The 26,143-nt window shown below is 61.0% G+C and carries 23 protein-coding genes; 9 read left to right on the top strand and 14 right to left on the bottom strand.

Translation table 11 applies throughout. The features are described from left to right. Positions 1-110: 110 nt before the first annotated feature. Positions 111-2,468 (top strand): fimbria/pilus outer membrane usher protein, encoded by a 2,358-nt coding sequence (locus GV818_RS14740; protein ID WP_161776883.1) that lies wholly within the window; start codon positions 111-113, stop codon positions 2,466-2,468. Positions 2,469-2,512: 44 nt separating this feature from the next. Beyond that, complete coding sequence (locus GV818_RS14735) at positions 2,513-3,490, top strand: Csu type fimbrial protein (protein ID WP_161776882.1); 978 nt, start codon at positions 2,513-2,515, stop codon at positions 3,488-3,490. Positions 3,491-3,502: 12 nt separating this feature from the next. Here the strand turns inward: GV818_RS14735 and GV818_RS14730 are convergent, their stop codons facing one another. Beyond that, positions 3,503-4,228, bottom strand: coding sequence for an anti-sigma factor family protein (locus tag GV818_RS14730; protein ID WP_161776881.1), 726 nt, complete (start codon positions 4,226-4,228; stop codon positions 3,503-3,505). Next, positions 4,225-4,731 (bottom strand): RNA polymerase sigma factor, encoded by a 507-nt coding sequence (locus GV818_RS14725; RefSeq protein WP_161757406.1) that lies wholly within the window; start codon positions 4,729-4,731, stop codon positions 4,225-4,227. The genes GV818_RS14730 and GV818_RS14725 overlap by 4 nt, the downstream gene beginning before the upstream one ends. Positions 4,732-4,953: 222 nt before the next feature. Between GV818_RS14725 and GV818_RS14720 the strand changes: the two genes are divergently transcribed. Then, positions 4,954-6,039 carry a catalase family peroxidase gene (locus tag GV818_RS14720; protein WP_161776880.1) on the top strand — a complete coding sequence of 362 codons (1,086 nt, stop codon included), beginning with the start codon at positions 4,954-4,956 and terminating at the stop codon, positions 6,037-6,039. Next, a complete protein-coding gene (locus GV818_RS14715; protein WP_161776879.1) occupies positions 6,036-6,575 on the top strand; it encodes a cytochrome b in 540 nt (179 codons plus the stop codon). Before GV818_RS14720 ends, GV818_RS14715 begins: the two co-directional genes overlap by 4 nt. Before the next feature lie 35 nt (positions 6,576-6,610). Here the strand turns inward: GV818_RS14715 and GV818_RS14710 are convergent, their stop codons facing one another. Beyond that, positions 6,611-7,831, bottom strand: a complete 1,221-nt coding sequence (locus GV818_RS14710) for an MFS transporter (RefSeq protein WP_161776878.1) — start codon at positions 7,829-7,831, stop codon at positions 6,611-6,613. Positions 7,832-7,934: 103 nt separating this feature from the next. Between GV818_RS14710 and GV818_RS14705 the strand changes: the two genes are divergently transcribed. After that, entirely contained in the window at positions 7,935-8,381 is a 447-nt protein-coding gene (locus GV818_RS14705) for a winged helix-turn-helix transcriptional regulator (RefSeq protein WP_161757410.1), read from the top strand. Between the two features lie 39 nt (positions 8,382-8,420). Here GV818_RS14705 and GV818_RS14700 read toward each other — a convergent pair whose 3' ends face one another. Then, positions 8,421-9,575, bottom strand: a complete 1,155-nt coding sequence (locus tag GV818_RS14700; RefSeq protein WP_161757411.1) for a M14 family metallopeptidase — start codon at positions 9,573-9,575, stop codon at positions 8,421-8,423. Between the two features lie 487 nt (positions 9,576-10,062). Further along, positions 10,063-10,410, bottom strand: coding sequence for a DUF6124 family protein (locus tag GV818_RS14695; RefSeq protein ID WP_161757412.1), 348 nt, complete (start codon positions 10,408-10,410; stop codon positions 10,063-10,065). Between the two features lie 132 nt (positions 10,411-10,542). On the opposite strand from GV818_RS14695, the gene GV818_RS14690 reads away from it, so the two are divergent. Next, positions 10,543-11,208: a LexA family protein gene (locus tag GV818_RS14690; protein ID WP_161776877.1), complete on the top strand. Its 666-nt coding sequence runs from the start codon at positions 10,543-10,545 to the stop codon at positions 11,206-11,208. A 53-nt stretch (positions 11,209-11,261) separates the two neighbouring features. Here GV818_RS14690 and GV818_RS14685 read toward each other — a convergent pair whose 3' ends face one another. The 4 genes from GV818_RS14685 to GV818_RS14670 are packed head-to-tail and all read right to left on the bottom strand — an operon-like array spanning position 11,262 to position 16,823. After that, a complete protein-coding gene (locus tag GV818_RS14685) occupies positions 11,262-13,208 on the bottom strand; it encodes an acetyl/propionyl/methylcrotonyl-CoA carboxylase subunit alpha (protein ID WP_161776876.1) in 1,947 nt (648 codons plus the stop codon). After that, positions 13,208-14,023: a gamma-carboxygeranoyl-CoA hydratase gene (locus GV818_RS14680; RefSeq protein WP_161757415.1), complete on the bottom strand. Its 816-nt coding sequence runs from the start codon at positions 14,021-14,023 to the stop codon at positions 13,208-13,210. Before GV818_RS14680 ends, GV818_RS14685 begins: the two co-directional genes overlap by 1 nt. 17 nt (positions 14,024-14,040) lie before the next feature. Continuing rightward, the gene (locus tag GV818_RS14675; protein ID WP_161776875.1) at positions 14,041-15,648 is read right to left on the bottom strand and encodes a carboxyl transferase domain-containing protein; all 1,608 of its coding nucleotides are present in this window, start codon (positions 15,646-15,648) and stop codon (positions 14,041-14,043) included. A gap of 11 nt (positions 15,649-15,659) precedes the next feature. Then, complete coding sequence (locus GV818_RS14670) at positions 15,660-16,823, bottom strand: isovaleryl-CoA dehydrogenase (protein WP_161757417.1); 1,164 nt, start codon at positions 16,821-16,823, stop codon at positions 15,660-15,662. A gap of 227 nt (positions 16,824-17,050) precedes the next feature. On the opposite strand from GV818_RS14670, the gene GV818_RS14665 reads away from it, so the two are divergent. Beyond that, complete coding sequence (locus GV818_RS14665; RefSeq protein ID WP_161776874.1) at positions 17,051-18,754, top strand: AMP-binding protein; 1,704 nt, start codon at positions 17,051-17,053, stop codon at positions 18,752-18,754. 622 nt (positions 18,755-19,376) lie between these two features. On the opposite strand, the gene GV818_RS14660 is transcribed toward GV818_RS14665, so the two are convergent. From GV818_RS14660 to GV818_RS14650, 3 genes are all read right to left on the bottom strand, one after another. Continuing rightward, a complete protein-coding gene (locus GV818_RS14660; RefSeq protein WP_161757419.1) occupies positions 19,377-20,276 on the bottom strand; it encodes a hydroxymethylglutaryl-CoA lyase in 900 nt (299 codons plus the stop codon). 59 nt (positions 20,277-20,335) lie between these two features. Next, a complete protein-coding gene (locus GV818_RS14655; protein WP_161757420.1) occupies positions 20,336-20,740 on the bottom strand; it encodes a MerR family transcriptional regulator in 405 nt (134 codons plus the stop codon). Positions 20,741-20,866: 126 nt separating this feature from the next. Next, the gene (locus GV818_RS14650) at positions 20,867-21,802 is read right to left on the bottom strand and encodes a LysR family transcriptional regulator (RefSeq protein ID WP_161757421.1); all 936 of its coding nucleotides are present in this window, start codon (positions 21,800-21,802) and stop codon (positions 20,867-20,869) included. A 181-nt stretch (positions 21,803-21,983) separates the two neighbouring features. On the opposite strand from GV818_RS14650, the gene GV818_RS14645 reads away from it, so the two are divergent. Beyond that, positions 21,984-23,213: an acyl-CoA dehydrogenase gene (locus GV818_RS14645; RefSeq protein ID WP_161757422.1), complete on the top strand. Its 1,230-nt coding sequence runs from the start codon at positions 21,984-21,986 to the stop codon at positions 23,211-23,213. 55 nt (positions 23,214-23,268) lie between these two features. On the opposite strand, the gene GV818_RS14640 is transcribed toward GV818_RS14645, so the two are convergent. After that, positions 23,269-24,651 carry a substrate-binding domain-containing protein gene (locus GV818_RS14640; protein WP_161757423.1) on the bottom strand — a complete coding sequence of 461 codons (1,383 nt, stop codon included), beginning with the start codon at positions 24,649-24,651 and terminating at the stop codon, positions 23,269-23,271. A 292-nt stretch (positions 24,652-24,943) separates the two neighbouring features. On the opposite strand from GV818_RS14640, the gene GV818_RS14635 reads away from it, so the two are divergent. Next, positions 24,944-25,276, top strand: a complete 333-nt coding sequence (locus tag GV818_RS14635) for a DUF1508 domain-containing protein (protein WP_161757424.1) — start codon at positions 24,944-24,946, stop codon at positions 25,274-25,276. Positions 25,277-25,326: 50 nt separating this feature from the next. Here GV818_RS14635 and xthA read toward each other — a convergent pair whose 3' ends face one another. After that, positions 25,327-26,139, bottom strand: a complete 813-nt coding sequence (xthA, locus tag GV818_RS14630) for an exodeoxyribonuclease III (protein WP_161757425.1) — start codon at positions 26,137-26,139, stop codon at positions 25,327-25,329. Positions 26,140-26,143: the final 4 nt, after the last annotated feature.

The raw sequence follows: 26,143 nt of genomic DNA, 5'->3' as shown, positions 1-26,143 counted from the left end.
GGTGCGGCACAGGCCGCAGGGCGGCTGTCGAGGTGGGATGCGCACGGATGTGAGCGGGGTGGCGTATTCGCCTTGGGATGGAGATGTCCATAGATGGACTGGAACCCGCAATGAGCCAGGATCCGGCTCGTCGTTTTCGGTGCTGGTACTGGGTATTGAGCGGCCTATGCGGCCTGCTGCTGTCCTGTCCCTCCCAGGCCGGCGAGCTGCCGCCGCCGCCCGCGAACCTGGAGTCGATGGCCGATGCACAGTTGTTTCTGGAGCTGGTGATCAATCAGATGGACACAGGGCGGGTGGTGGCGGTGGAGCAACGGGCCGGCCGGCTGTTCATGTCGTCACAAAGCCTGCGGGAAGTCGGTATCAAGTTGCCGGACGGGTTGGGCAACGAGGTTGACCTGGAGAGCCTGCAGGGCCTGCACAGCGATTACGACAGCCAAGGCCAGCGGCTGCTTCTGCAAGTACCGCCGGACTGGTTGCCGGAGCAGTTCATTGGCAGTCGCGAAGCCTATCCACGCACCCTGTCGCTGAGCAGTTTTGGTGCACTGCTCAACTACGACCTGTACCTCAATGACACCGATGACGGTGGCACCTACCTGGCGGCGTGGAACGAGGTGCGACTGTTCGACACCTGGGGCACCTTGTCCAATACGGGGCAGTACCGGCGGACCTTGTCTGGGGTTGAAAGCGCCTCGCTGAACAACGGTTATCGACGCTACGACACCACCTGGCGCTTTTCCGACGACGAGCGTCTGCTGACCTACGAGGCCGGCGATGTGATCAGTGGCGCCTTGCCCTGGAGCAACTCGGTGCGCCTGGGAGGGGTGCAACTGTCCCGGGATTTTAGCGTGCGCCCTGACCTGGTGACTTACCCGTTGCCGCAGTTCGCTGGCGAAGCGGCGGTGCCGTCTTCAGTGGACTTGTTCATCAACGGCTACAAATCCAGCAGCGCCGAGCTGCAGCCTGGCCCCTACACACTGACCAACATTCCCTTTATCAACGGTGCCGGGGAGGCCGTGGTGGTGACCACCGACGCCCTTGGCCGACAGGTCTCGACCACGGTGCCGTTCTACGTCACCAGTACGCTGTTGCAGAAGGGATTGACGGATTTTTCGGTGGCGGCGGGCACCTTGCGCCGGGACTACACGCTGCGGGATTTTGGCTATGGCCCGGGAGTCACTTCCGGCAGCCTGCGCTATGGCCTGAGCGACAGCCTGACCCTGGAAGGTCACGGCGAGGCTTCGGACTCCCTGACCCTGGGCGGGGTCGGCGGCAACCTGCGGCTGGGCCAGTTTGGTGTGCTCAATACGGCCATCAGCCAGAGCCGCTTCGACGGCAATGGTGGCCAGCAGGTGAGCTTCGGCTACCAGTACAGCAGCCAGCGCTACAGCGTTGCCTACCAGCGTGTGCAGCGCCGCGATCAGTATGCCGACCTGACGGTGGTCGACAGTCCTTACACCAGCCTCAGCCAACGCAGCGAGCAAGTGACCCTGAGCCTCAACCTGGAGCGCTATGGCAGCCTGGGGGCCGGTTATTTCGATGTGCGCGCCGCCGACTCGACCCGTACCCGGCTGTTGAACCTGACCTGGAGCAAGCCGCTGTGGCACAGCAGCAGCTTCTACCTGTCGGCCAACCGGGAAATCGGCGATAGCCAGTGGGCCCTGCAAGCGCAGTTGGTTATCCCCTTCGATCTGTACGGCAGCCTGAGCCTGAGCAACGAACGCAGCAAGACCGGGGAAAACCGCCAGCGGGTCAATTTCAGTCGCTCGGTACCCCTTGAAGGTGGGGTCGGCTACAACCTCGGTTATGCCACCGGCAATGGCGCGGACTATCGCCAGGCCGATGCGACCTGGCGTTTGCAGTCGGTGCGCCTGCAAGCAGGGGTCTATGGCACCAGCGATGCTGAGACGCGCTGGGCTGATGCCAGCGGCTCGCTGGTGTGGATGGACCATCAGGTATTCGCCGCCAACCGCATCGACGATGCCTTCGTGGTGGTCAGCACGAATGGCTACAAGGACATTCCGGTGCGCTATGAAAACCAGCTGGTGGGCCAGACCGACCAGAACGGTCACTTGCTGGTGCCCTGGAGCAGCGCCTATTACCGGGGCAAATACGAGATCGATCCACTGAACCTGCCGGCGAACGTGCAGAGCCCGAATGTCGAGCAGCGGGTCGCGGTACGTCGCGGCAGCGGCTACCTGCTGGAGTTTCCCCTGTCGCGGATCATTGCCGCCAGCGTGGTCCTGGTGGACGCCCAGCAACGCGAGCTGCCCCTGGGCAGCACCGTGACCCACCAGCAGAGCGGGACACGTGCGGTGGTCGGTTGGGATGGCCTGGTCTATCTGGAAAACCTGTCGGCGCATAACACCCTGGAGGTCAGCCTGGCGGATGGCAAGGATTGCCAGGCGCAGTTCGACATGGATCTGCAACAGCAGCAGGTGCCACTGATTGGCCCGCTGGTCTGTCAGTAGTCGCGGTATCACGAGGCAAAGGAGTGCAAGACGTGGGCAGGCTCATGGGATGGCGACAAGCAATACTGGGGTTGTTGGCGAGCGTGCTGTCGATACCGGCCCAGGCTGCATGCAGCACGGTCAGCACCGCGCCGGCGGGTTTTGGCACGGTCAGTTCGATCCTGGTGCGCACCACCTCGCAATCGGCGTCCACCACCAACGCCGGGTTGAGTTGCACCGGTTCGCTGCTGAGCGTATTGGCCAGCAACGACCACTTCTATGCCACCATCACCTCCAGCACCAGCGGCATGGTCGGGCCTACGGGGGACGTCATCAGCTACACCCTGTATGCCAACAACAGCACCAGCTACCCCATCACCCGGGGTACGGCATTCGACTTTGCGCGCAATTCGATCATCGATGCCCTGGGCCTGTTGAACAGTCCTACCATCCCCAAGACGGTGCCGATCTACATGAGCACCCTCATCGGCAGCAATGTCGCGGCGGGGGTCTACACCGAGAACCTGAGCATCCTCTGGAGCTGGAACTATTGCGACGGGATCGGCCTCCTGGGCGCGTGCCTGGGGCGGGATATCGGCAGCGGCACCCAGAGCCTCACCGTCAATATGACGGTGTCCAACGATTGTGTGATCACGGCACCGAACATCAGCTTCGGCAGCGCCCCGGTGATCAGCGCCTTCGTCCCGGTCACCGGGCAGACCATCAACCTGGCCTGTACCAAGGGCAGTGCCTACACCGTGGGCTTGAGCGATGGCCAGCATCCGGTGAGCACGGGGGGACGCCGACAGATGATTTCCGGCAGCAATTACCTGGCCTACGACATCTTCAAGAGCGCCGGCACCACTCGCTGGGGCAGTGTCGGCACTGCCAGGCGCTCCAGTACCGATGCCGAAGTGAACCCGGGTAACGGCCTGGGCACTGGCAGCCAGATCTTCAACTACAACGCCAAGATCTACACCGACCAGAGCACGCCGCCTGCGGGTACCTATCTCGACAACGTGGTACTGGATGTCGGGTTCTGATGGCAGCAGTGGTTACAGGGGAATCCCAGCAGGGCCGACCATGGCGTAGTTGTAGCCTTGGCCGGACCAGTACTGCGTCTGCAACTCGCCGTCACGCCTGCTGCCACGGGGCAGCAAGTTGTTCTGCGGCCCCGGCGGGCGGATGTAGAAGCTGACTTTGCGCCCCTCGCGGTCCTCGTACAGGACCATCGCCGCGGGCCCTTGTTCGGTGCTCAGCAGCCGTCCGCTGACGGCTTTGAAGCCAGCGCTCTGCAAGTCCGGTAGTGGGCTGGCCTGGGTGAAGTAACGATCCAGCCAGGCCTGCATGGGCGCGTTGTCCTGCACCTTGAAATCTGCCGGGAGGATGCCTTGCTGGGCGAACAGGCGATAGGCCTGCAGTGCGTCTGTCATCGGCGGCATGCTGTTGCCGACCAGCGTCAGTTCTCGAGCCTGCCAACCGCTCAGGCCGCCCACGCCGAGCGCTGCGATCAATGCCGCGGCACTGGCCAGGCGGCGCAAGGCCCGTTGTTGGTGGCGTACACGGAGCAACCCAGGGTCCAGCGCCGGGTTGGCCGGCTGCAGCAAGGCACCGCCCAGGGCCGCTCGCAGTTGCTGGGCATCCTGCTGCCAGGCCTGGACCTTGGCGGCTACTTCCGGGTGGCTGGCCAGGTAACTGTGTAGCACCCGGCGGTCCGCCTCGCTGAGCTGGTGGTCGACGTAGGCGTGCAGGTCGCCGTCGCTGGGGGGCAGGCTGATCATTTGAGTATCCGTAAAGAGGGGCTGTTGATTTCGCCTTCGCTGAGTTGCCGCAATGCTTGGCGGGCCCGGGATAGACGGGACATCACGGTGCCGGTGGGCACCTGGAGAATCTCTGCGACCTCCTTGTAGCTCAGGCCTTCCACCGAGATCCAGAGCAACAGGGCGCGCTGTTCGGTACTCAGGCGGCCAAAGGCTTCCAGGGTCGATTGGGCAACCACGGTGCGCTCCACTGACGGCTGTGAGTCGTCGCGTCCAGAGAAGAACTCCAGCATGCGCGCATAGCGCCGGGCACGCCGATGGGCGTCGAGAAACTGCCGGTAGAGGATGGAAAACAGCCAGGCGCGCAGATCGCCTTCCGGGCGTTTGTGGCGCCAACTCGACAGGGCGCGTTCCAGGCAGGACTGCACCAGATCGTCGGCGCTGCTGGGCTGGCGCGTTAGGGATAAGGCAAAGCGCCTGAGTCGGGGGATCAGCAGGCGTAGCTGTTCATCGCAATCGTTCATGAGGTCCTGCAGGTGCTGGGCCGGTTATCAGGTTCTGTAGGCAAACTTGCCGAGCGAAGACCGGACAGTTTTCATCCAGAGCCTGGGCTCTGGACTAGGAAGACGCGCGCCATGGCAGGTTATTCCAGCGCCATGAAAATAAATCCAGGGCCGTGGAATAACCTTCGATGGGCTGCGTCTGACAGGTCCTTGCCCTTGTGGCTTCGCGTACTGGAGATTGTCATGGTTGCCCCTTCATCGCCGCCCGAGCGCCCCCCCTTGAGCGCCGCCAGCCTGACCTTGCGCTTGGCGGCGATCGCCCTGGTCGTCGCAGCCGCAGCCGCGGCGCTGGCCTGTGTGCGCGGCAGTTTCGATCCTCAGCGCCTGACCCCGAGCGCCTTGGTGGATGTGCTGGAAACCAACAACGGGGTACACCCAGGGTTTCGCCGCAATCACGCCAAGGGGGTGTGCGTCATCGGCTACTTCCAGAGCAGCGGCGAAGCCCGTGCCTATTCCTCGGCACAGGTGTTCAGTGAGGCGCGTACACCGGTAGTGGGGCGTTTTGCCCTGCCCAGCGGCAATCCCTATGCGCCCGACAGCAGTGTGCCGATCCGCAGCCTGGCGTTGCGCTTTCTCCAGGCCAACGGTCAGCAGTGGCGTACCGGGATGAACAGCATGCCGGTATTTCCGGTGGGCAGCCCCGAGGCCTTCTATCAACTGCAGCAAGCCAGCTCCCCTGATCCGGTCACGGGTAAACCGGACCCGAGCAAGGTACCGGCGTTCTTTGCCGCTCATCCCGAGGCGACGCCATTCCTGCAATGGGTCAAGAGCGCGAAGCCTTCGGCCAGCTACGCCAGCGAAAGTTACAACGGGATCAATGCGTTCTATCTGGTCAATGCCAGCGGTCAGCGTCAGGCGGTGCGTTGGGGCGTAGTTCCCGAAGCACGGGATGCCGAGACTGTTGACGGTGCCGCGCTGGGCGCCGATTACCTGGAGCAGGATCTGCTTCGACGCCTGGCGGCCGGTCCTTTGCGTTGGCGCTTGCAGATCACCCTGGCAGCGCCAGGGGACCCGACCAACGATGCAAGCAAGGCCTGGCCGGCGGATCGCCCAGTGATCAACGCCGGGACCCTGGTCCTGCAAAGCCGCCAGGCACAGAACAGCGGCGAGTGCCGGGACATCAACTACGACCCCTTGATCCTGCCCAGTGGTATCCAGGCTTCTGATGATCCGCTGTTGGCGGCGCGATCTGCTGCCTACGCCAGTTCCTACCTGCGTCGCACCAGCGAAGTCAGCCAATTGCCCAGCGCTCAGGAGCCTCACCCATGAATACCCCGACTGAACATTTCGCCCCCCTAGCGCGGCTGCTGCATTGGCTGATGGCGCTGATGATCATTGCCATGCTGTTTATCGGTGCCGGGATGGTGGCTTCGGTGTCCGAGCGCCATGAGTGGCTGATCCACCTGCACAAACCCCTGGGCATTGCCATTCTGTTGTTGGTGGTGATACGCCTGTTGGTGCGCTTTTCCACCCGGCAACCGTCGTTGCCGGCGAATTTGCCGGGCTGGCAGGTGCTGGCCGCCAAGGCTTCCCATGTCTTGTTGTACGCCTTGATGCTGAGCCTGCCGCTGCTGGGTTGGGCGATGATTTCGGCGGCCGGTGATCCGGTGATGCTCGGCAGTTCGTTGCAACTGCCATCGATCCTGCCAGCCAATGCCCAGGTGTTCGCAGTCTTGCGCAAGGCTCATGGTTACCTGGCGTATCTATTGTTCCTGACGGTATTGCTGCACTTGGCGGCCGCGCTGTTCCATGCCTGGATCCGCCGCGATGGCGTATTGCAGAGCATGTTGCGGGGCCGGGACTGAAGCCCTCTTGTGCGGTTGTGTGGTTACCGCTCCACTCAAGCTGTACAGCCGAGGTCGGCCGGGGTTTTTCCGGGGTTCAAACTCCACCACCAGTAAACCAGCGCCACTGTGTTGATGCCTGCGCCCAGCAGGCATACGCCGGTCCAGCCGGCCCAGGCATAAAGGGCCGTGGCGGCAATCGAGCCGCTGGCGCTGCCCAGGGAATAGAACAGCATGTACCCGGCAGCCAGCCGGCTCTGGGCCTCCGGGCGAGTGCCATAGATCAGGCTCTGGCTGGTGACATGCACCGCCTGCAGGCCCAGGTCGAAGCTGATCACGCCGATCAACAATGCCCACAGAGAGGACTGGGTAAAGGCGATAGGCAGCCAGGAAACCAGCATCAACGCCAGGGCCAGGCCGCTGGTCCACTGTGCCAGGCCGCGATCCGCCAGATGCCCGGCCCGCGCCGCGCCTAGAGCGCCGGCCGCACCGGCGAGGCCGAACAGGCCGATCTCGGTGTGAGACAACGACAGTGGCGGGGCGCTCAGGGGTAAAACCAGAGGTGTCCACAGCACGGTGCCGGCGGCAAAGATCAGCATCGCCAGCACCGCACGGTCTCGCAGAACCTTCTCTTCCTTGAACAGCACCAGCAGCGAACCGAGCAATTGCCCGTAGCGCTGCGTCGCCGCTGGCTGTTCGACTGCGGGTAGCACTTTCCACAAGGCCAGGGCCACCAGCAGGGTCAAGCCGGCGGACAGCAGATAGACCGAACGCCAACCCGCCAGGTCGGCCATGGTTCCAGCCACGGTGCGGGCTAGCAGAATGCCTACCACGATGCCGCTGGTGACCATGCCCACCACCCTTCCGCGCTGGGCTGTCGGGGCCAGGTTCGCGGCGTAGGCCACCAGCACTTGGGTCACCACTGCCAGCAGGCCGGTGCAAGCCATGCCCAGCAGCAGCCAGGCGCTGCTGGGGGCCAGTGCCACGATGAGCAGGGCGAGCACTGAAAGCAGGGTCTGGATGACGATCAACCGCCGGCGGTTGAGCAGGTCCCCCAGGGGCACCAGCAACAGCAGGCCCAGGCCGTAACCCACCTGGGTCAGGGTGATGACGATACCGACGGTGGCGGGTGACAGGTCAAAGGCCTGTGCCATGGCGTCGAGCAGCGGCTGGGCATAGTAGACATTGCCCACCGCCAGACCGCAGGCGATGGCGAACAGCAGCACCACCTTTGTCGAGAGAGTGGCAGAGGCGGGGGGTAAGGGATCACATGACATGCTGGGCTCCGATTCTAGTTTCGTAATGAAACCAGTTGTACGGTAGTGATCGAGGTTTTATATTGCAACCACTTTTCAGCGACCTGATCGGAGAATGCCCTGCATGGTCAAACGCACTCGTATGCAAGATGCCGAATGCCCAGTTGCCCGCTCACTGGACGCGATTGGTGACTGGTGGTCGTTGCTGATCGTGCGTGATGCCTTTGATGGCATTCGCCGTTTTGGCGAATTCCAGCGCAACCTTGGCATGGCCAAGAACATCCTCGCTGCGCGGTTGCGGACCTTGGTGGAGCATGGTGTGTTCGAGGTGCTGCCGGCCTCCGATGGCAGCGCCTATCAGGAGTACGTGCTGACGCCAAAGGGCAAGGGACTGTTTGCGTTGATCATCGGCTTGCGCCAATGGGGCGAGGCATTTTTCTACGAAGAGGGCGAGGCGCATTCGCGGCTGGTCGACCGGGAAACCGGGCAACCGTTGCGGGCGCTGGAACTGCGTGCTGCGGATGGGCGCCTGTTGGGGCCGGATGATTGTCTGCGGGTGCCGGCTGAATGAGGTGACTGCGGGACCGGCTCCCGCAGTCGTTGCTGGCGATCAGCGCAGGCTGTCCACCAGGTCGGCACAGGTGCTCAACACATCCTTGCCCAGTTGCATGGAGCGTTTGCCGGACCAACCGGTAATCGGGTTGGGTGCATCGTCGTGGTCCTTGAAGGGCATTTCCAGGGTCAGCGCCAGGCAATCGTACTTTTCCCCGACGGCGTTGCAGGCCAAGGCCATGTTGGCCTGCCCGGGGTTGTCACGGGCGTAGCCGTGGGTGGTCTGGAAGTCCCGGGTCTGGCGTTTCAGGTGGCTACGCAAATGCTCCTCGAGTTTTGCCAGGCGTGGTGTGTAGCCCGGGTTGCCTTCGCAACCGGCGGTAAACACGTGAGGAATCTCTTCATCGCCATGCACGTCGAGAAACATGTCTACACCGTATTTCTCCATTTGCTGCTGGACGAACAGTACTTCCGGGCTGAGTTCCTGGCTGGCGTTCTGCCAGGCGCGGTTCAGGTCCTGGCCCTTGGCGTTGGTGCGCAGATGACCATGAAAAGCGCCGTCCGGGTTCATGTTCGGCACCAGGTACAGATCGGCCTTGGCCAGGAGCGAATTGAGCTCCGGATCGTCGCGATGCTGCAGGCGCTCGATCACGCCCTCCATGAACCACTCGGCCATATGCTCGCCGGGGTGTTGCTGGGCGATGATCCAGATCTTGTGCTGGCCCTCGCCGCCACTGCCTTTGCGCAGTAATTGGATATCCCTGCCTTCGACGCTTTTGCCGACTGCCAGCAACTCGGTTCCGGCCTTGGTCAGGGCCTGGTCGATCAGCCAGTCGTGGCGACCGCGACTGTAGGGTTCGAAGTAGGCGAACCAGGCATGGGTCTGAGTGGCTTCGAGGTTGAAGCGCAGGGCATCGCCTTCGAAGATCGTCGGCACGCGGAACCAGTTCACATGGTCATAGGAGGCGACGGCCTGGTAACCGGTCCAGGCCTGGTTGTAGGAGGACTGGCTGGCATTGGTCAGGCGGAACCAGTGTTCCTGGCCGACATGCAGGCCGCTGACCTTGAAGTGGAACCACTGGAAGTGCGGACTTTGGGTGTCCGGACGGATGGCCAGCAGTACCTGCAACGGATTGCTGATGTCCAACACATCGATATTGCCACTGTCGAAGTCGGCGGAGATTTGAAACGAGGAGTGATTGCCCACGGTCATAATCGATTCCTGAACAGGATTGTTATGACCGCTACTCTACACACAAGGGGGGGTAAAAGAAGGGGGGGCGTCGTCCTTGACGCGGACGAAGCTTAGTGGTTATGCGATTGATTCTCAAGCGCTACTTTTGATTATTGAAGCTTTTACGACAGACGCTTACTTGCAAAATGACATTCTTTTGCTATTATCGCCGCCATTATTTTTAGCATCACCCACGTCTTCATTAGCCTGAAGCCAAGCCAGAAAAACTGGCAAAAAAAAGACCCGGCAAAAAGCCGGGTCAAAAACCGTGATTAGCCTGATGAGGAGATAATCCAAAGGTCCGACCTAAGGTCCTTTGGGCTATCGACTGATCTCGCGACCAGCTGCATGCAATAATAATCATTATCATTTGCAAGTCAAACGTTTTTCCCCGCCTTCTGGAAAATAATTCTCCATTTCCGATCTTCCACGCTGCTGCTCCCTTGCCGAGCGGGCACCATGTGCCTCAGCTGGATTCCTGACGCTGACTTTCCAGGGACTTGTCCACCAGGGCTTTGGCCAGGTCGATCATGTGCACCACTGAAAACGCCAGGTCGCGATTAGCCCCGCGCAGATTGTTCGCCGCGTCATAGGCAGTAGCTGCAGCGCAGCGCAACAAGTCGGATGCATGGATCATGGCTTCCTCGCTGCTGAGACTGTGTCTGATCTCGAAGAACTTCTCTTCCTTGTCCGATCCGCTAATCGTGGGTTTCAAGTAGTAGTCCATTGCGCGTCGCGCGGCATGGTTGCCTTTGAGCGAGCTGAATGTGGCCTCTGTATCGAGTTCCGGCACGTCCTTGCTGCTTGTGTTCATGAGGTGTTCTGCCCTGTTTAAGAATAGGAAAAGGGGTAGGAACAATGCTAATACGTATTGTAGTTGTTACGAGATTTCAAATAATACAAGTTGTGTGTTGAGGCGTGAAATACACAACGTATTGTTCGGTCCATGGATAAATGGATCGAGTTGGTCAAAGCCAACATGAAAGGCCGCAAGGTCACACAGGAAAAGCTCGCCGAGCGTCTGGGCATGTCTCAGGGTGGTATTGGTCATTGGTTGAGCAAGCGTCGTCAACCCAAGATCGAAGACATGAACCGGGTGCTGGAAGAGATCGGCATGGGCTTTCTTGAAGTTGCCCTGGTGGTTCGCGAGAAACCCATGTTGGGTGACGATGGCGAGCCCTTGGCAGATGAACCTGCACTGTTGCACAAGTACAACCCGTACTTCCGTTACCCGGTGAGCGATTGGCGGTTTGCTGGTGAGGTTCGCGAAGATGGGCAGCCAGTCTATGTCCCTGAGCGCTACGAACTTTCCGACTATCAGGCTCAGGGTGCGGCGTTCTGGCTGGTGGTGATCGGGGACGCGATGATTGCGCCCAGTGGGTTGAGCATCAGCCAGGACATGCTGATTCTGGTGGATCCGGCGATTGCCGCCGAACCCGGAAAGTTGGTGGTTGCACAGTGTCCCGGTAATGCTGAGGCAGTTTTCCGCAAGTTGGTACAAGAGGGCAGTCAGCGTTATCTGGCGCCTCTCAATCCCACTTACCCGAAGATGCTTTACAACGACGAGTGCCGAATTATTGGTGTAGTCGTACAAGCTACTGCGAAGTTTTAACTTCCTTGAAAGCCCCTTCCTACCAGTAGTAAGGGGCTTTCTTATTGATGGGCTTATTCCAACTCCACCAATGCACTGCCTTCACTGACCATCTCGCCTTCCTGGCAATACAGCGCCTTGATGACTCCTGCTTGAGGGGCGCGAATGCTGTGCTCCATCTTCATGGCTTCCAGCACCACCAGTTGCGCACCGGCCTCGACGCTTTGCCCGATGCTGACCAGTACCCGGACGATGCTGCCGTTCATGGGCGCAGTGAGCCCGCCTTGTTGATTGTGACTGGCATCGGCTGCGGCAATCGGGTCGTACGCGGTGATGCTGTGCATGTCTCCCTGCCAGCGCAGGTACAGGGCATTGCCGCGACGGATCGCCTGATGCTCACGGCGCAGTCCCTGCTGCTCTACCCATAGACGTTCACCTTGCAGTTGCCAGGCTGAAGACGCTGTACCTAGGCTGACGACCCGGTCCTGTCCGGCACAGCTCAGATGCAGGCTGGTCTGGGCCGGCAAACCGCTGCGCCAGCCATTGACCGCGGACCAGGGTGACTGCAGATCATCGTTACGTACCCGCTCGGGCTGACTTTGCGCAAAGGCCTGTGCGGCCGCCTGCCAGAAGTCAGAGTCGAGTTCGCTGGCGGCTGGCAGTAATTGCTCCTGGTAACGGGGGATAAAGCCGGTATCCAGTTGCGCGTCGGCGAATGCCGGATGGGCAATGATGCGCCGCAGGAACGCCAGGTTGGTTTTCAGGCCACCAATGGCGAACTCATCGAGCATGCTCAGCAGGCGCAGGCGTGCCTGTTCGCGGTTTTCGCCCCAGGCGATCAGCTTGCCCAGCATTGGGTCGTAGAAGGGCGATACGCTGTCGCCTTCCTCGACCCCGCTGTCCACCCGTCGGCCTGGGCCGGCAGTGGATTCGCGATACAACTCCAGGCGCCCGGTTGCTGGAAGAAAATCATTGCCCGGATCTTCAGCGTACAGGCGCACTTCAATGGCATGCCCCAGCAGCGGCACCTGTGCCTGGCTGATGGGCAGAGGTTCGCCCTGGGCTACACGGATCTGCCAGGCCACCAGGTCCAGGCCGGTAATGGCTTCGGTGACTGGGTGTTCCACTTGTAGCCGGGTGTTCATTTCCATGAAGAAGAATTCGCCGCGGGCGTCGAGGAGAAACTCCACGGTGCCCGCACCCACATAGCCGATGGCCTGGGCCGCACGTACAGCGGCTTCGCCCATGGCCTGGCGCAACTCAGGGCTGAGGCCCGGGGCGGGGGCTTCTTCGACGACCTTCTGGTGGCGGCGCTGGATCGAGCAATCACGCTCGTTGAGGTACAGGCAGTTGCCATGTTGGTCGGCGAATACCTGGATTTCAACATGACGAGGCTTGAGCAGGTATTTTTCCACCAGCATCTGCGAGTCGCCAAAGGACGACAGGGCTTCGCGCTGGGCAGAGGCCAGGGCCTCGGCCAATTGGTTGACGTCCTCGACGACTTTCATGCCCTTGCCGCCGCCACCGGCGGTGGCCTTGAGCAGTACCGGGTAGCCGATGCGTTCGGCAGCGCGGCGGAAAGTATCCAGATCCTGGGCTGCACCGTGGTAACCCGGCACCAGGGGCACGCCCGCGGCTTCCATCAGCGTCTTGGCTGCCGACTTGCTGCCCATGGCGTCGATGGCCGAAGCGGGCGGGCCGAGGAAGATCAAGCCCGCGGCTTCGATGGCCCGGGCGAAACCGGCGTTCTCCGAGAGGAAGCCGTAACCAGGATGGATGGCTTGAGCGCCACTGGCTTTGGCTGCAGCGATCAACTTGTCGATCTGCAGATAACTCTCGCTGGCCTTGCTGCCCCCCAGGTCCACGCGGATATCCGCCTCACGGCTGTGCCGGGCATCGCGGTCGGTGGCGCTGTGCACGGCCACGGTGGTCAGGCCCAGGGCCTTGGCGGTGCGCATCACGCGGCAGGCGATCTCGCCACGGTTGGCCACCAGCAGGGTGTCTAGAACAGGAGTGCTCATCAACGGGGCTCCTTGGTGGTGGTCTCGGTCTGCCAGTTGGGCGGACGTTTTTCCAGGAACGCGCGCAGGCCTTCCTGGCCCTCGGCGCTGACGCGAATGCGCGCAATGGCATTTTCACAGTAGCGGCGCAGGGCGGTGGTGATAGCGCCGTTGCCCACTTCCCGTAGCAGGTCCTTGCTGGCGCGCATGGCCTGAGGGCTGTTGAGCAGCAGGTTGTCGATCCACTGGTTGACCTGTTGCTCCAGCTCCGCAGTCGGATAGCTCTCCGCCAGCAAGCCGATTTCCCGTGCGCGCTGGCCGCCAAAGCGTTCCGCGGTGAGGGCATAACGTCGGGCGGCGCGCTCGCCAATGGCCTGGACCACAAAGGGGCTGATGACCGCCGGTGCCAGGCCGATGCGCACTTCCGACAGGCAGAATTGCGCATCGTCGGTAGCAATCGCCATGTCACAGCAACTGATAAGGCCCAGGGCACCACCGTAGGCAGCACCTTGTACCACTGCCAGGGTCGGGATCTTCAGCTTGGCCAGGTTGTACATCAGCTCTGCCAGTTCCCGGGCGTCGTCGAGGTTGGTCTGGTAGTCGAGTGCGGCCGATTGCTGCATCCAGGCCAGGTCTGCGCCGGCGCTGAAATGCTTGCCGCGTCCGCGCAGCAGCAGGAAACGCAGGCTAGGGTCGCCTTGGACCTGATCCAGGGCCAGGATCAGCTCACGGATCATTTCGGCATTGAAGGCGTTGTTCTTTGCTTCACGGCTGAGCCACAGGGTGGCGAAGCCACGAGGGTCGCGCAGCAGTTCCAGGGTATTGAAGTCGCTCATGTTCTTCTCGCGCAGGATTACATGCGGAACACGCCGAAGCGGCTCTGTTCGATGGGGGCATTGAGGGCCGCGGACAAAGCCAGGGCCAGCACATCACGGGTTTGCGCCGGGTCGATAACGCCGTCGTCCCACAAGCGCGCGCTGGAGTAGTAAGGGTGACCCTGGCGTTCGTACTGATCGAGGATCGGCTGCTTGATCTCGGCTTCCTGGGCGGCATCGAAGCGGTGGCCGCCACGTTCCGCTTGTTCGCGCTTGACCTGCACCAGTACCCCGGCAGCCTGTTCGGCACCCATCACGCCGATCCGCGCGTTGGGCCACATCCACAGGAAACGCGGATCGTAGGCCCGCCCGCACATGCCGTAGTTGCCGGCGCCGAAGCTGCCGCCGATGATCACGGTGAACTTCGGGACCTTGGCGCATGCCACTGCGGTCACCAGTTTGGCGCCGTGCTTGGCGATGCCACCGGCCTCGTATTTCTGGCCGACCATGAAACCGGTGATGTTTTGCAGGAACACTAGTGGAATCCCGCGCTGGCAAGCCAGCTCGATGAAGTGCGCGCCTTTTTGCGCGGCCTCGGCGAAGAGGATGCCGTTGTTGGCCAGGATGGCAACGGGGTAGCCGTGCAGGTGGGCGAAGCCACAGACCAGGGTGGTGCCAAACAGTGCCTTGAATTCATCGAACACTGAGCCATCCACCAGCCGGGCGATGACCTCGCGGACATCGAAGGGCTGCTTGGGATCGGCCGGCACTACACCGTAGAGTTCGTCGCGGGCATACAGCGGGGCGATCGGTGTGCGTTGCTGCACCTGACCCTGCTTGTGCCAGTTGAGGTTGGCCACACAACGGCGAGCCAGGGCCAGGGCATGTTCATCGCTGTCGGCGTAGTGGTCGGCGACTCCGGAGATCTTGCAATGCACGTCGGCGCCGCCCAGGTCCTCGGCACTCACCACTTCACCGGTGGCGGCTTTCACCAGAGGCGGGCCGGCGAGGAAGATCGTGGCCTGTTCACGCACCATGATGGCTTCGTCGGCCATCGCCGGCACGTAGGCGCCGCCGGCTGTGCAGGAGCCCATGACCACGGCGATCTGCGGGATGCCTTGGGCACTCATGTTGGCCTGGTTGAAGAAAATCCGCCCAAAGTGCTCGCGGTCCGGGAACACTTCATCCTGGCGGGGCAGGTTGGCGCCACCGGAATCCACCAGATAGATGCAGGGCAGGCGATTCTGCTGAGCGATGGTTTGCGCCCGCAGGTGCTTCTTCACCGTCAATGGGTAATACGAACCGCCTTTCACCGTGGCATCGTTGGCCACGATCATGCATTCGATGCCCTCCACCCGGCCGATGCCGGCAATCACTCCGGCGGCGGGTACGTCTTCGCCATAGACCTCGTAGGCGGCCAGCGGGCTGATTTCGAGAAACGGCGAACCGGCATCGAGCAAACGGTTGATGCGCTCCCGAGGCAGCAGTTTGCCTCGGGAGGTGTGGCGCTCCTGGGCCTTGGTGCCGCCGCCTTGCTGGACCTGGGCGAGCAGGGTATGCAAGGCGTCGACTTGTTGCAGCATCGCTTCGCTGTTGCTCATGAACTCCGCTGAGCGCGGGTTGAGCTGGGTATGCAGGATAGCCATGGACAGCTCCGTTAGCGGGTTTCGTTGAACAGTTCGCGGCCGATCAGCATGCGGCGGATCTCGCTGGTGCCCGCGCCGATCTCGTAGAGCTTGGCGTCGCGCAGCAGGCGGCCCGCCGGGAACTCATTGATGTAGCCGTTGCCGCCGAGAATCTGGATTGCGTCGAGGGCCATCTGGGTCGCGCGCTCGGCGCTGTAGAGGATTACCCCGGCGGCGTCCTTGCGGGTGGTTTCGCCGCGTTCGCAGGCCTGGGCCACGGCGTACAGGTAGGCGCGGCTGGCGTTGAGCTGGGTGTACATGTCGGCGATCTTGCCCTGGATCAGCTGGAATTCGCCGATGCTTTGGCCGAACTGCTTGCGGTCGTGGATGTAGGGAACCACCAGGTCCATGCAGGCCTGCATGATCCCGGTCGGGCCGCCGGAGAGCACAACGCGCTCGTAGTCCAGGCCGCTCATCAGGACTTTTACGCCGCCGTTGAGCACGCCGAGGATGTTTTCCTCCGGCACTTCCACGTCATCGAAGAACAGCTCGCAGGTGTTGGAGCCGCGCATGCCCAGCTTGTCGAACTTGTTGCTGCGGCTGAAGCCTTTCCAGTCGCGCTCGACGATGAAGGCGGTGATGCCGTGGGGGCCCTTTTCCAGGTCGGTCTTGGCGTAGATCACGTAGGTGTTGGCGTCGGGGCCGTTGGTGATCCAGGTCTTGCTGCCGTTGAGGACGAAATGGTCGCCGCGCTTGTCCGCGCGCAGTTTCATCGACACCACGTCAGAGCCGGCGTTGGGCTCGCTCATGGCCAGGGCGCCGATATGTTCACCGCTGATCAGCTTGGGCAGGTATTTGCTCTTTTGTTCATGGTTGCCGTTGCGGTTGATCTGGTTCACGCACAGGTTGGAGTGGGCACCGTAGGACAGGGCTACCGACGCCGAGCCACGACTGATCTCCTCCATGGCCACGACGTGGGCCAGGTAACCCAGGCCGGCGCCACCGTACTCTTCCGCCACAGTGATACCCAGGAGGCCCATGTCGCCGAACTTGCGCCACATGTCGGCGGGGAACAGGTTGTCGATGTCGATCTGCGCGGCCCTGGGTGCCAGCTCCGCCTTGACGAAGGCCTGGACCTGATGGCGCAGCATGTCGATGGTTTCACCGAGGGCGAAGTTCAGGGTCGGGTAACTCATGGCGGGGCACCTTCAAGCTTGTTTTTATTGAGGGAAATGAGCGTGGAGAGCGGCGCTGCCTGGCTCTCACCTTTACGTTAACGTAAACCTGCGTCCGGTGACTGTCAATCGCCCTTTACGTTAACGTCAACTTGCGCCAGAGTAGCAAGGCTTTCGATTGGAGCCGGGCTTTTTGCACCATTCGCCCGGCTTCTGAACACCCACTAATAAAGACAATAGGGGTCGTCATGGAACACTCGGGTTTCCAGCCGGATCGCAGTTACACCCGTGGTACGCAAGACAAGGCCTTGTTGGCGCTGACCATTGGCCAGGCCTTCGATAACACCGTCGCCGCCTATCCCCAGGGTGAAGCTCTGGTGGTACGTCATCAGCAGCTGCGTTACACCTGGCAGCAACTGCATGAAGCCGTTGACCTGCATGCTAGGGCGCTGCTGGCCCTGGGACTCCAGACCGGTGATCGCCTGGGGATCTGGGCGCCGAATTGCGCTCAGTGGTGCATTGCCCAATTCGCCAGCGCCAAAATCGGCGCGATTCTGGTGAACATCAATCCCGCCTATCGCAGTTCCGAGTTGGAGTATGTGCTCAAGCAGTCTGGCTGCCAGTGGTTGATCTGCGCCGGGGCCTTCAAGAGCTCCGACTACCACGGCATGCTCCAGGGCCTGATCCCGGAACTGGCGGAGCAATCCATCGGGCAATTGCACAGTGAGCGATTGCCGGAATTGCGTGGGGTCATCAGCCTGGATGCGCAGCCGCCTTCGGGTTTCCTGCCTTGGTCACAGTTGGCGGCCCTCGGTGCGGGGACCAGCTCTGAACAGTTGCAAGCGCGTCAGGACAGCCTGGATTTCGACCAGCCGGTGAACATCCAGTACACCTCGGGGACCACGGGCTTCCCCAAGGGCGCGACCCTGAGCCACTACAATATTCTCAACAATGGCTACATGGTGGGTGAGAGCCTTGGCCTGACGGCGGCGGATCGCCTGGTGATCCCGGTGCCGCTGTATCACTGCTTTGGCATGGTCATGGGCAACCTCGGCTGCATCACCCATGGCACCACCATGATCTACCCCAGCGACGCCTTCGACCCGCTGCTGACCTTGAGTACGGTGGCTGAAGAACGGGCAACTGGGTTGTATGGCGTGCCCACCATGTTCATCGCCATGCTCGATCAGCCCCGGCGCAGCGAGTTCGATCTCTCGAGCCTGCGCACCGGAATCATGGCTGGCGCTACCTGCCCGATCGAGGTGATGCGTCGGGTGATCAGTGAAATGCACATGAGTGAGGTGCAGATTGCCTACGGCATGACTGAAACCAGTCCGGTGTCATTGCAGACAGGACCCGCCGACGACCTGGAGTTGCGAGTGACCACGGTAGGGCGTACCCAGCCGCACCTGGAGAGCAAGGTTATCGACGAGGCCGGCAATGTGGTGCCGCGAGGCGCCATTGGCGAGCTGTGTACCCGCGGTTACAGCGTCATGCTCGGCTACTGGAACAACCCCGAAGGCACCGGCGAATCCATCGATCAGGCGGGCTGGATGCACACCGGCGATCTGGCGACCATGAACGAGCAGGGCTATGTGTGCATCGCCGGACGCAACAAGGACATGATTATTCGTGGTGGCGAGAACATTTACCCTCGGGAGCTGGAAGAGTTCTTCTTCACCCATCCCGCGGTGGCGGATGTACAGGTCATCGGCATTCCTTGTTCTCGGTATGGCGAGGAGATTGTCGCCTGGATCAAGTTCCACCCTGGCCATAGCGCCAACGAACTTGAGCTGCAAGCCTGGTGCAAGGAGCGCATCGCGCACTTCAAGATGCCGCGTCACTTCAAGTTCGTCGAAGAGTTCCCGATGACCGTGACTGGCAAGATCCAGAAATTCCGCATGCGTGAAATCAGTATCGAGGAGCTGCGCGAGCGCGTTGCCCAGGCGTGATCGCTGATGGAGCGTGCATCGAAATAGGTGCACGCTTCATGAGCGTATAGGGTGGGGGGCAAGCAGAATCCCAGGAAGCACAAAGGGGAGCCGAGGCTCCCCTTTAATTTGTCGTTGCGTGCTCTTTTTTTATTATTGAGGGGCGGTCTATTGTTGTTTTTGGCAACCGTTGCCCTTTACCGCTGTTTTTGGTGATCCCCATCCGGGATCAAGAGCAAACGTATTTTTTTGAGCGCTGATCTAACGTGTCGCCGGGGCGATCCAACCAGTTCGGTAGCTACCTCAGGGTAGTTTTATTATTCTCTGACCGGTTGCGGATGGCTCTTGCAAGCCCTCCTGCACATCACATCCTCTCCAAAAAAATCTGTTAGCTGCGTCTCTGCCGTGTTGTTTTTGTTATGTCAGAGTCGTTACGTCTTATTTTTATTAGGTTTGCCGCTTTTTATTCTTGTTATGCAATAGAGATAGCAGAAGCCGTGCCAACTTTTTAAAGTGCTTTAAAATCAATGAGTTGATTGTTTTGTAGGACAATCTGCTTCGTAATAAAATCGACAAACTGTTTCCGTGTTACTCGTTCCTGCCTCAGATCAGAGCGGCCGGTAACACCCGGCCGCACATTGGCTCAGTCGGCGTTACGCGCCTTGGCCACGCGAGAGCCGGTAGGCCGTCCCAGCACGCTGCAGATCTGCTTGCCGGCGTCGATCAAGCGCTGCATATCGATGCCGGTATGGATGCCCAGGCCATTGAGCAAGTACAAGACATCTTCGGTGGCGACGTTACCGCTGGCGCCCTTGGCGTAAGGGCAACCGCCGAGGCCGGCAATCGAACTGTCGAACACCGCGATGCCTTCCAGCAGGCTGGCATAGACGTTGGCCAGGGCTTGGCCATAGGTGTCGTGGAAGTGGCCGGCGAGTTTTTCCCGTGGCACCTGGGCCCCCACTACTTCGAACATCTTGCGGGTGGCTCCGGCGGTACCGGTACCGATGGTGTCTCCCAGGGAGACTTCGTAGCAGCCCATTGCATACAACTCGCGGGCCACCAGGGCCACCTGTTCTGGAGCGACCTCACCTTCGTAGGGACAGCCCAGTACACAGGAGACGTAACCGCGCACGCTGACGCCGTGCTGCCTGGCAGCGTCCATGATTGGCACGAAGCGCTCCAGGCTTTCGCTGATGGAGCAGTTGATGTTGCGCTGGGAAAAGGCCTCCGAGGCCGCAGCGAATACCGCCACTTCCTTGACCCCCGCCGCCAGCGCGTCCTCGAAACCTCTCAGGTTTGGTGCCAGCGCGCCGTAGATCACCGAGGGCTTGCGCTGGATACGCGCGAAGACCTCGGCCGAGCCTGCCATCTGCGGGACCCATTTGGGCGAAACGAAACTGCCGACTTCTATATAGCCCAGGCCCGCTGCAGTCAGGGCATCCACCAATTGCACCTTGTCGTCGACGCTGATGGGCTGGGCTTCGTTCTGCAGGCCGTCGCGGGGGCCGACTTCGATCAGGCGTACGTGGCTGGGGAGTGACATTCAGGTTCACCTTCTATGAGTGATGGCGGATGCCGGCGCGAGTCGCGCGGTTACAGGCGTTATTGGGCGGTGGTTGTCTGGTTCTGGATGGTTTGTTGCAGCGCCTGGGTGCAACGCTCTTCGGCGGTGTCCAGTTCCAGTTTCATCTGTTCGATGTCGAGCAGTTGCTGTTCCAGTTGGTCACGGCGCTCGGCGATTTTTGCCAGCATGCTGTGCAACTGCTTCAGGTTGCCGCTGGTGGGGTCATAGAGTTCGATCAGTTCACGGCACTCGGCCAGGGAAAAACCGATGCGCTTGCCCCGCAGGATCAGTTTCAGGCTGACTTTGTCTCGGGGCGAGTAGATGCGTTCCTGACCGCGTCGCTCAGGTGACAGCAGGCCCTGCTCTTCATAGAAGCGTATGGCCCGGGTGGTGATGTCGAGCTCGCGGGCAAGGTCGGAGATGCTGTAGGTCTGGCTGCTCATGGAGGCGCTCAAGGTGGGGCTTGGCGCTAAGCTAAAGGCAGGTTGACGTATACGTCAAGAAGCCTGCGCTGATCGCCTTCGGCTCCTGCCGATCTTCATAGGAGCCGGTTTGCCAGCGAAGGGCGATCAACCTGCCTGCAGGTCGAGCTTTTTCTCATAGGCGCTGACCTGCTGGCACAACTCGATCATCTGTTCGCGCATCCAGCGGTTGGCCGGGTCCTGGTCGGTGCTTTCGTGCCAATAGAGGTGGGTCTCCACCGGCGGTACGTCGTTGACCGGAAGATTGAAGGCATGCAGCTCATGGCGTCGGGCAAAGCGTTCCGGCACGGTCATCACCATGTCGGTTTGCTGCAGCACTTGTGAGGCCATCAGGTAATGCTGGGAACGCAGGGCGATCTTGCGCTGGATGCCCATCTTGCCCAGGGCCAGGTCGACATGGCCCAGGCCGCTGCGGCGGCTGGAGATATGAATGTGGGTCAGGGACAGGTAATCGTCCAGGGTGAACTTTTCCTTGCCCGCCAGGGGATGGCCCTTGCGCATGGCGCAGACATAACGGTCCTCCATGAGCTTGACGTGGCGCACCTGAGGGTCGGTGTTGAGGGGGGCGTCCACGGCGAAGTCCAGGCGTCCGGCGGCCAGTTCCTTGGTGGTTTCCCGGCGCTTGGAAAGGAAGCTCTCGATGATCACCGCCGGCGCCAGGCGCCGCAGGCGTTGGAACAGTGGCGGCAGGATCACCGCCTCGGTCAGATCGGTCATGCTGATGCGGTAGGTCTTGACCGCTTGCAGCGGGTTGAAAATCCGGCTTTCCTGCACCGACACCCTGAGCAGTGATAAGGCGTTGCGCACCGGGCCGATGATGTTCTGCGCCATGGGGGTAGGCACCATGCCCTGGGCGGTCCTGACGAACAGCGGGTCATTGAAGGTCTCACGCAGACGTGCCAGGGCATTGGACACCGCCGGCTGGGTGATGCCGACGATCTGCCCGGCGCGGGTCAGGTTGGCTTCGGTGTAGATCGCGTCGAAAACGATAAAGAGGTTGAGGTCGACCTTGCTCAGATTCATGGCGCTGCGCTCTTATTGTTAGGGCCTGCGAGGTAGGCTCGGAAGCCTGTGAAATCAGCCGATCATATATCGGTGATGAATGTTAATACACGCCGAGAATAGGCTAGGTAAATTTTCGTAGCTGATCTAGCATCGATTTCAGTCCCCCCTACACCTGTTCTTCACAAAGGTAGAGCTGCCCATGGAATTCGCCTATTCCCCCAAGGTTCAGGAACTGCGTGAGCGCGTGACCGCGTTCATGGATGCCTATGTTTATCCGGCTGAAGCGGTCTTCGAGCGTCAGGTTGCTGAAGGTGATCGCTGGCAGCCCACCGCAATCATGGAAGAGCTCAAGCTCAAGGCCAAGGACGAGGGCCTGTGGAATTTGTTTCTGCCTGAGTCGGAGCTGGGTGCCGGCCTGACCAACCTTGAGTACGCGCCGCTGGCGGAAATCATGGGTCGTTCGCTGCTGGGGCCCGAGCCGTTCAACTGCTCGGCACCGGATACTGGAAATATGGAAGTGCTGGTGCGCTATGCCAGCGAAGAACAGAAGCAGTGTTGGCTGGAGCCGTTGCTGCGTGGCGAGATCCGTTCCGCCTTTGCCATGACCGAGCCGGACGTGGCCTCGTCCGACGCCACCAACATGGCTGCCCGTGCGGTGCGCGATGGTAACGAATGGGTGATCAACGGCAAGAAATGGTGGACCTCGGGGGCCTGTGACCCGCGCTGCAAGATCCTGATCTTCATGGGGTTGAGCAGCCCGGATGCACCGCGCCATCAGCAGCACTCGATGATCCTGGTACCGGTGGACACGCCGGGGGTGAAAATTGTGCGTCCGCTGCCGGTGTTTGGCTACGACGATGCGCCTCACGGTCATGCCGAGGTGTTGTTTGAGAACGTGCGTGTACCGTACGAAAACGTGTTGCTGGGGGAGGGCCGTGGTTTCGAAATCGCCCAGGGTCGCCTTGGCCCAGGCCGGATTCATCACTGCATGCGCTCTGTCGGCATGGCCGAGCGGGCGCTGGAACTGATGTGCAAGCGTTCGGTGAACCGCACTGCGTTCGGTAAGCCTCTGGCACGTTTGGGCGGCAACATCGACAAGATCGCCGACTCGCGGATGGAGATCGACATGGCCCGGCTGCTGACTCTCAAGGCGGCCTACATGATGGACACTGTGGGTAACAAGGTGGCCAAGAGCGAGATTGCGCAGATCAAGGTGGTAGCGCCAAACGTTGCCTTGCGGGTGATCGATCGGGCGATCCAGATTCACGGTGGGGCCGGGGTATCCAACGACTTCCCTCTGGCTTATATGTACGCGATGCAGCGGACCCTGCGTCTGGCGGATGGCCCGGATGAGGTGCACCGTGCGGCGATCGGCAAATACGAAATCGGCAAGTATGTGCCCAAGGAGTTGTTGCGCAGCGGGCATTGATGGTCATGCGGTCGGCCTGCCAGGCGCTGCCCATGGTAGGTCGGTTGCATGGTGTTCAGTACACCCAGACCTCTACCCGCCGGTTCTTGATCCGCCCCTCGTCGACGTTGTTGGCCGCTACTGGCAGCTGTGCACCGAACCCACGAATATCGCGAAACACCACGCCGCTTTTCACCAATTCCCGACGCACTGCCATGGCCCGTAGTTTGGACAGCAGGGCTGCGCGTGCAGTGTCATCCTTGGTATCGCCGAACCCGGCGAGAGTGACCTGCCGGTTCATCTTGCCGTGCTGGCGAAGGTAGTCCAGTACTCGGTTCAGGTCCTGGCGCGCCTTGTTGTCGAGGTTGGCGCTGCCTTCCTCAAAGCGAAAGTTCACCGTCAGGCGTTGCGCCTCTCGGCTCAGCGCTTGATAGGCCTCGGGCATCTGCGGGCTGGGAACCACGCTCATGGCCTGCACGCTCTGGGCGATAAAACCATTGGTGGCGACGATGGATTGCCCTTTGGTGCTCTGGGCAAAATTCACCAGTGCCTCGGCCCAGGGATTCTGTCCGTTGGGTGGCAAGTACAGGTACAGGCGCCGTGACAGCGGGTAATCCTCGGTAGCGATCAGGCTGTTGAGCGGCAGCATGGGCTGCGAGTCACCGTCGACGATGGCCACGGCCTTGGCCAGGCGTACGTAGGGCAGGCCGATAAAGCCAATGCCTTGGGGGTCTTGGCTCACCGCGTCGGATAGCTGTTCGCTGGATTCGAAGCGTTTGGCGGTGGTGCTCAAGGCCTTGCCGCGACGGCTGAGCACCAGTTCCTTGAAGGTATCGTAGGTGCCGGATTGATCATCCCGGGCATATAGATGTATCGCTCCGCCAATGCCCCCCAGTTCTTCCCAGGTCTTGACCTCGCCGCTGAACAGTCGGGCCAGTTGTTCGGTGCTCAGTTGGCTCAGTGGATTGTGCGGATGCAGGATGATCGCCAGTCCGTCGATGGCAATCACCTGTTCGGCGCTGGGGCTTTTCAGGTCACCCAGGCTTTCCAGTTCTACCAACTCGCTGTCCTTGATCGGCCGCGAGGACGCGGCAAGGTCGGCCCGGGCATTTTTCAGGGCGGTAAAGCCTGTACTTGAACCATGGGCGGCAACGTCTATCCGGACCGCGCGACCCTGTGTGGTCTCTCCAACGACTTGTTGTTCATTGTCCTTGCTACTGGCTTCGATCCTGACATCGCGCAATCCCTGTTGCTCCATCAGTCCCTTGACCAGCTCCGGGCCGAGTCGGGCGCCAATGGTGTTGGAGCCCTGGATGCGCAACACCGCGGTATTTTCCGCTGCCAGCGGCAAAGCGGCGAAGACCGACCAGGGCAGGGCGTAGCAAACGAAGCCAATCAGAAACAGGCTGATGGTCCGGCACCAGATATCTCGTTCGCTGACGGTGGAAGCGCGGGGCATGGTGGCACTGGCCTTCTGTATAGGGAAGAGGGGAGTGCTGGCGAGATTAAGTCAGGGAGGTGACAGGGATGTGACGGGCGGCACTTTCTGGCAAGAAATGGCGAAAGTCCTACATCATAAATAGCTGTTTTCTCTAGATTTTTTGAGACTTATCCTAAAGACCAGTCTTTGGGCGATGCGTAGAGTGGGCAACTTTGTCTGGCGGGGATTGGGGGCGACTGCCAACGCGTCATCCCCGCGGATGCCTCGGCAGTGTTGAGCTGCTATTTCGTAGTGTTCAAAGGAGTTACAAATGAGTGCCTGGTTCGAGCTGAAGCAGTATGGCAGTGGTGCCTGCAGATTCTTGCTGAAGACAAAGGAGGCGCAGACCATGCTTCAAAGCGACCGCTACCCTTGCCGGGACAGTGCCGAGGCTGCTCTCGGTCTGTTCCGCGCACACTGCGCTTCTCCTGAGCGTTACGTCAAGAAAATTTCCTCGGGCGGCAAACCTTTTTTCAAGCTCAAGTCTGGCAAGGAAGTGATTCTGGTCAGTCACTTGTACGATTCGGAGCCAGCCCTCGAGAGCGCCATTGGTGCTATCGCCGCAGCCGGCAAGACTGATCGGGTGGAGCACGTACAGCTCTAACCGGTAATAAAAAAAGCCCATCGGCAGATGGGCTTTTTTGTGTCTGTCGATCAGCTCAGTTCGAGCCAGATCGGTGCATGGTCCGAAGGCTTTTCCATGCCGCGCAGCTCATAGTCGACCCCGGCATCCTTGACCCGCGGCAGTAGGCCCCGGGACGCCATGATCAGGTCGATGCGCAGGCCGCGCTTGGGTTCGTCCTCGAAGCCGCGGCTGCGGTAGTCGAACCAGCTGAAGCGATCGTTCACCTCAGGGTTGAGGTGACGGAAACTGTCCACCAGGCCCCAGTTCTTCAGGCGCGCCATCCACTCGCGCTCTTCCGGCAGGAAACTGCACTTGCCCGTCTTCAGCCAGCGCTTGGCATTCTCGGCGCCGATGCCGATGTCGCAGTCTTCCGGGGAAATGTTCACATCACCCATGACCACCAGAGGCTGGTCATTGCTGAAGCGGCTTTCCAGCAGTTGCTGCAGGTCGTTGTAGAAACGCTCCTTGGCCGGGAACTTGGTGGGGTGGTCGCGGCTTTCGCCCTGGGGGAAGTAGCCGTTCATGATGGTCACCGGCGTGCCGTTGGCATCGGCGAAAGTACCCCAGATGAAACGGCGCTGGGCGTCTTCGTCATCGCCTTCGAAGCCTTTATGCAAGGCCAGTGGTTCCTGGCGCGAGAGCAGGGCGACACCGTAGTGACCCTTCTGGCCGTGGTAGTGCACGTGGTAGCCCAGGGCCTGGACGTCGGCCAGGGGGAACTGCTCGTCGGAGACCTTGGTTTCCTGCAGGCCGATCACATCTGGCTGGTGTTTGTCGATCAGCGCCGCCAACTGATGGGGGCGGGCGCGCAGCCCGTTGATATTGAACGAGACGATCTTCATGGTC

Origin of the sequence: Pseudomonas sp. Fl4BN1 (assembly GCF_009908285.1) — a bacterium.
GTDB lineage: Bacteria > Pseudomonadota > Gammaproteobacteria > Pseudomonadales > Pseudomonadaceae > Aquipseudomonas.
Note: the sequence above shows the minus strand (reverse complement) of the source record. Positions and strands in the feature narration are given on the sequence as shown.

What these genes read in the sequence shown, in the direction of transcription:
- GV818_RS14740 (WP_161776883.1), top strand. Translation starts at nt 111, where the DNA reads ATGAGCCAGGATCCGGCTCGTCGTTTTCGGTGCTGGTACTGGGTATTG.
- GV818_RS14735 (WP_161776882.1), top strand. Translation starts at nt 2,513, where the DNA reads ATGGGATGGCGACAAGCAATACTGGGGTTGTTGGCGAGCGTGCTGTCG.
- GV818_RS14730 (WP_161776881.1), bottom strand. Translation starts at nt 4,228, where the DNA reads ATGATCAGCCTGCCCCCCAGCGACGGCGACCTGCACGCCTACGTCGAC.
- GV818_RS14725 (WP_161757406.1), bottom strand. Translation starts at nt 4,731, where the DNA reads ATGAACGATTGCGATGAACAGCTACGCCTGCTGATCCCCCGACTCAGG.
- GV818_RS14720 (WP_161776880.1), top strand. Translation starts at nt 4,954, where the DNA reads ATGGTTGCCCCTTCATCGCCGCCCGAGCGCCCCCCCTTGAGCGCCGCC.
- GV818_RS14715 (WP_161776879.1), top strand. Translation starts at nt 6,036, where the DNA reads ATGAATACCCCGACTGAACATTTCGCCCCCCTAGCGCGGCTGCTGCAT.
- GV818_RS14710 (WP_161776878.1), bottom strand. Translation starts at nt 7,831, where the DNA reads ATGTCATGTGATCCCTTACCCCCCGCCTCTGCCACTCTCTCGACAAAG.
- GV818_RS14705 (WP_161757410.1), top strand. Translation starts at nt 7,935, where the DNA reads ATGGTCAAACGCACTCGTATGCAAGATGCCGAATGCCCAGTTGCCCGC.
- GV818_RS14700 (WP_161757411.1), bottom strand. Translation starts at nt 9,575, where the DNA reads ATGACCGTGGGCAATCACTCCTCGTTTCAAATCTCCGCCGACTTCGAC.
- GV818_RS14695 (WP_161757412.1), bottom strand. Translation starts at nt 10,410, where the DNA reads ATGAACACAAGCAGCAAGGACGTGCCGGAACTCGATACAGAGGCCACA.
- GV818_RS14690 (WP_161776877.1), top strand. Translation starts at nt 10,543, where the DNA reads ATGGATAAATGGATCGAGTTGGTCAAAGCCAACATGAAAGGCCGCAAG.
- GV818_RS14685 (WP_161776876.1), bottom strand. Translation starts at nt 13,208, where the DNA reads ATGAGCACTCCTGTTCTAGACACCCTGCTGGTGGCCAACCGTGGCGAG.
- GV818_RS14680 (WP_161757415.1), bottom strand. Translation starts at nt 14,023, where the DNA reads ATGAGCGACTTCAATACCCTGGAACTGCTGCGCGACCCTCGTGGCTTC.
- GV818_RS14675 (WP_161776875.1), bottom strand. Translation starts at nt 15,648, where the DNA reads ATGGCTATCCTGCATACCCAGCTCAACCCGCGCTCAGCGGAGTTCATG.
- GV818_RS14670 (WP_161757417.1), bottom strand. Translation starts at nt 16,823, where the DNA reads ATGAGTTACCCGACCCTGAACTTCGCCCTCGGTGAAACCATCGACATG.
- GV818_RS14665 (WP_161776874.1), top strand. Translation starts at nt 17,051, where the DNA reads ATGGAACACTCGGGTTTCCAGCCGGATCGCAGTTACACCCGTGGTACG.
- GV818_RS14660 (WP_161757419.1), bottom strand. Translation starts at nt 20,276, where the DNA reads ATGTCACTCCCCAGCCACGTACGCCTGATCGAAGTCGGCCCCCGCGAC.
- GV818_RS14655 (WP_161757420.1), bottom strand. Translation starts at nt 20,740, where the DNA reads ATGAGCAGCCAGACCTACAGCATCTCCGACCTTGCCCGCGAGCTCGAC.
- GV818_RS14650 (WP_161757421.1), bottom strand. Translation starts at nt 21,802, where the DNA reads ATGAATCTGAGCAAGGTCGACCTCAACCTCTTTATCGTTTTCGACGCG.
- GV818_RS14645 (WP_161757422.1), top strand. Translation starts at nt 21,984, where the DNA reads ATGGAATTCGCCTATTCCCCCAAGGTTCAGGAACTGCGTGAGCGCGTG.
- GV818_RS14640 (WP_161757423.1), bottom strand. Translation starts at nt 24,651, where the DNA reads ATGCCCCGCGCTTCCACCGTCAGCGAACGAGATATCTGGTGCCGGACC.
- GV818_RS14635 (WP_161757424.1), top strand. Translation starts at nt 24,944, where the DNA reads ATGAGTGCCTGGTTCGAGCTGAAGCAGTATGGCAGTGGTGCCTGCAGA.
- xthA (WP_161757425.1), bottom strand. Translation starts at nt 26,139, where the DNA reads ATGAAGATCGTCTCGTTCAATATCAACGGGCTGCGCGCCCGCCCCCAT.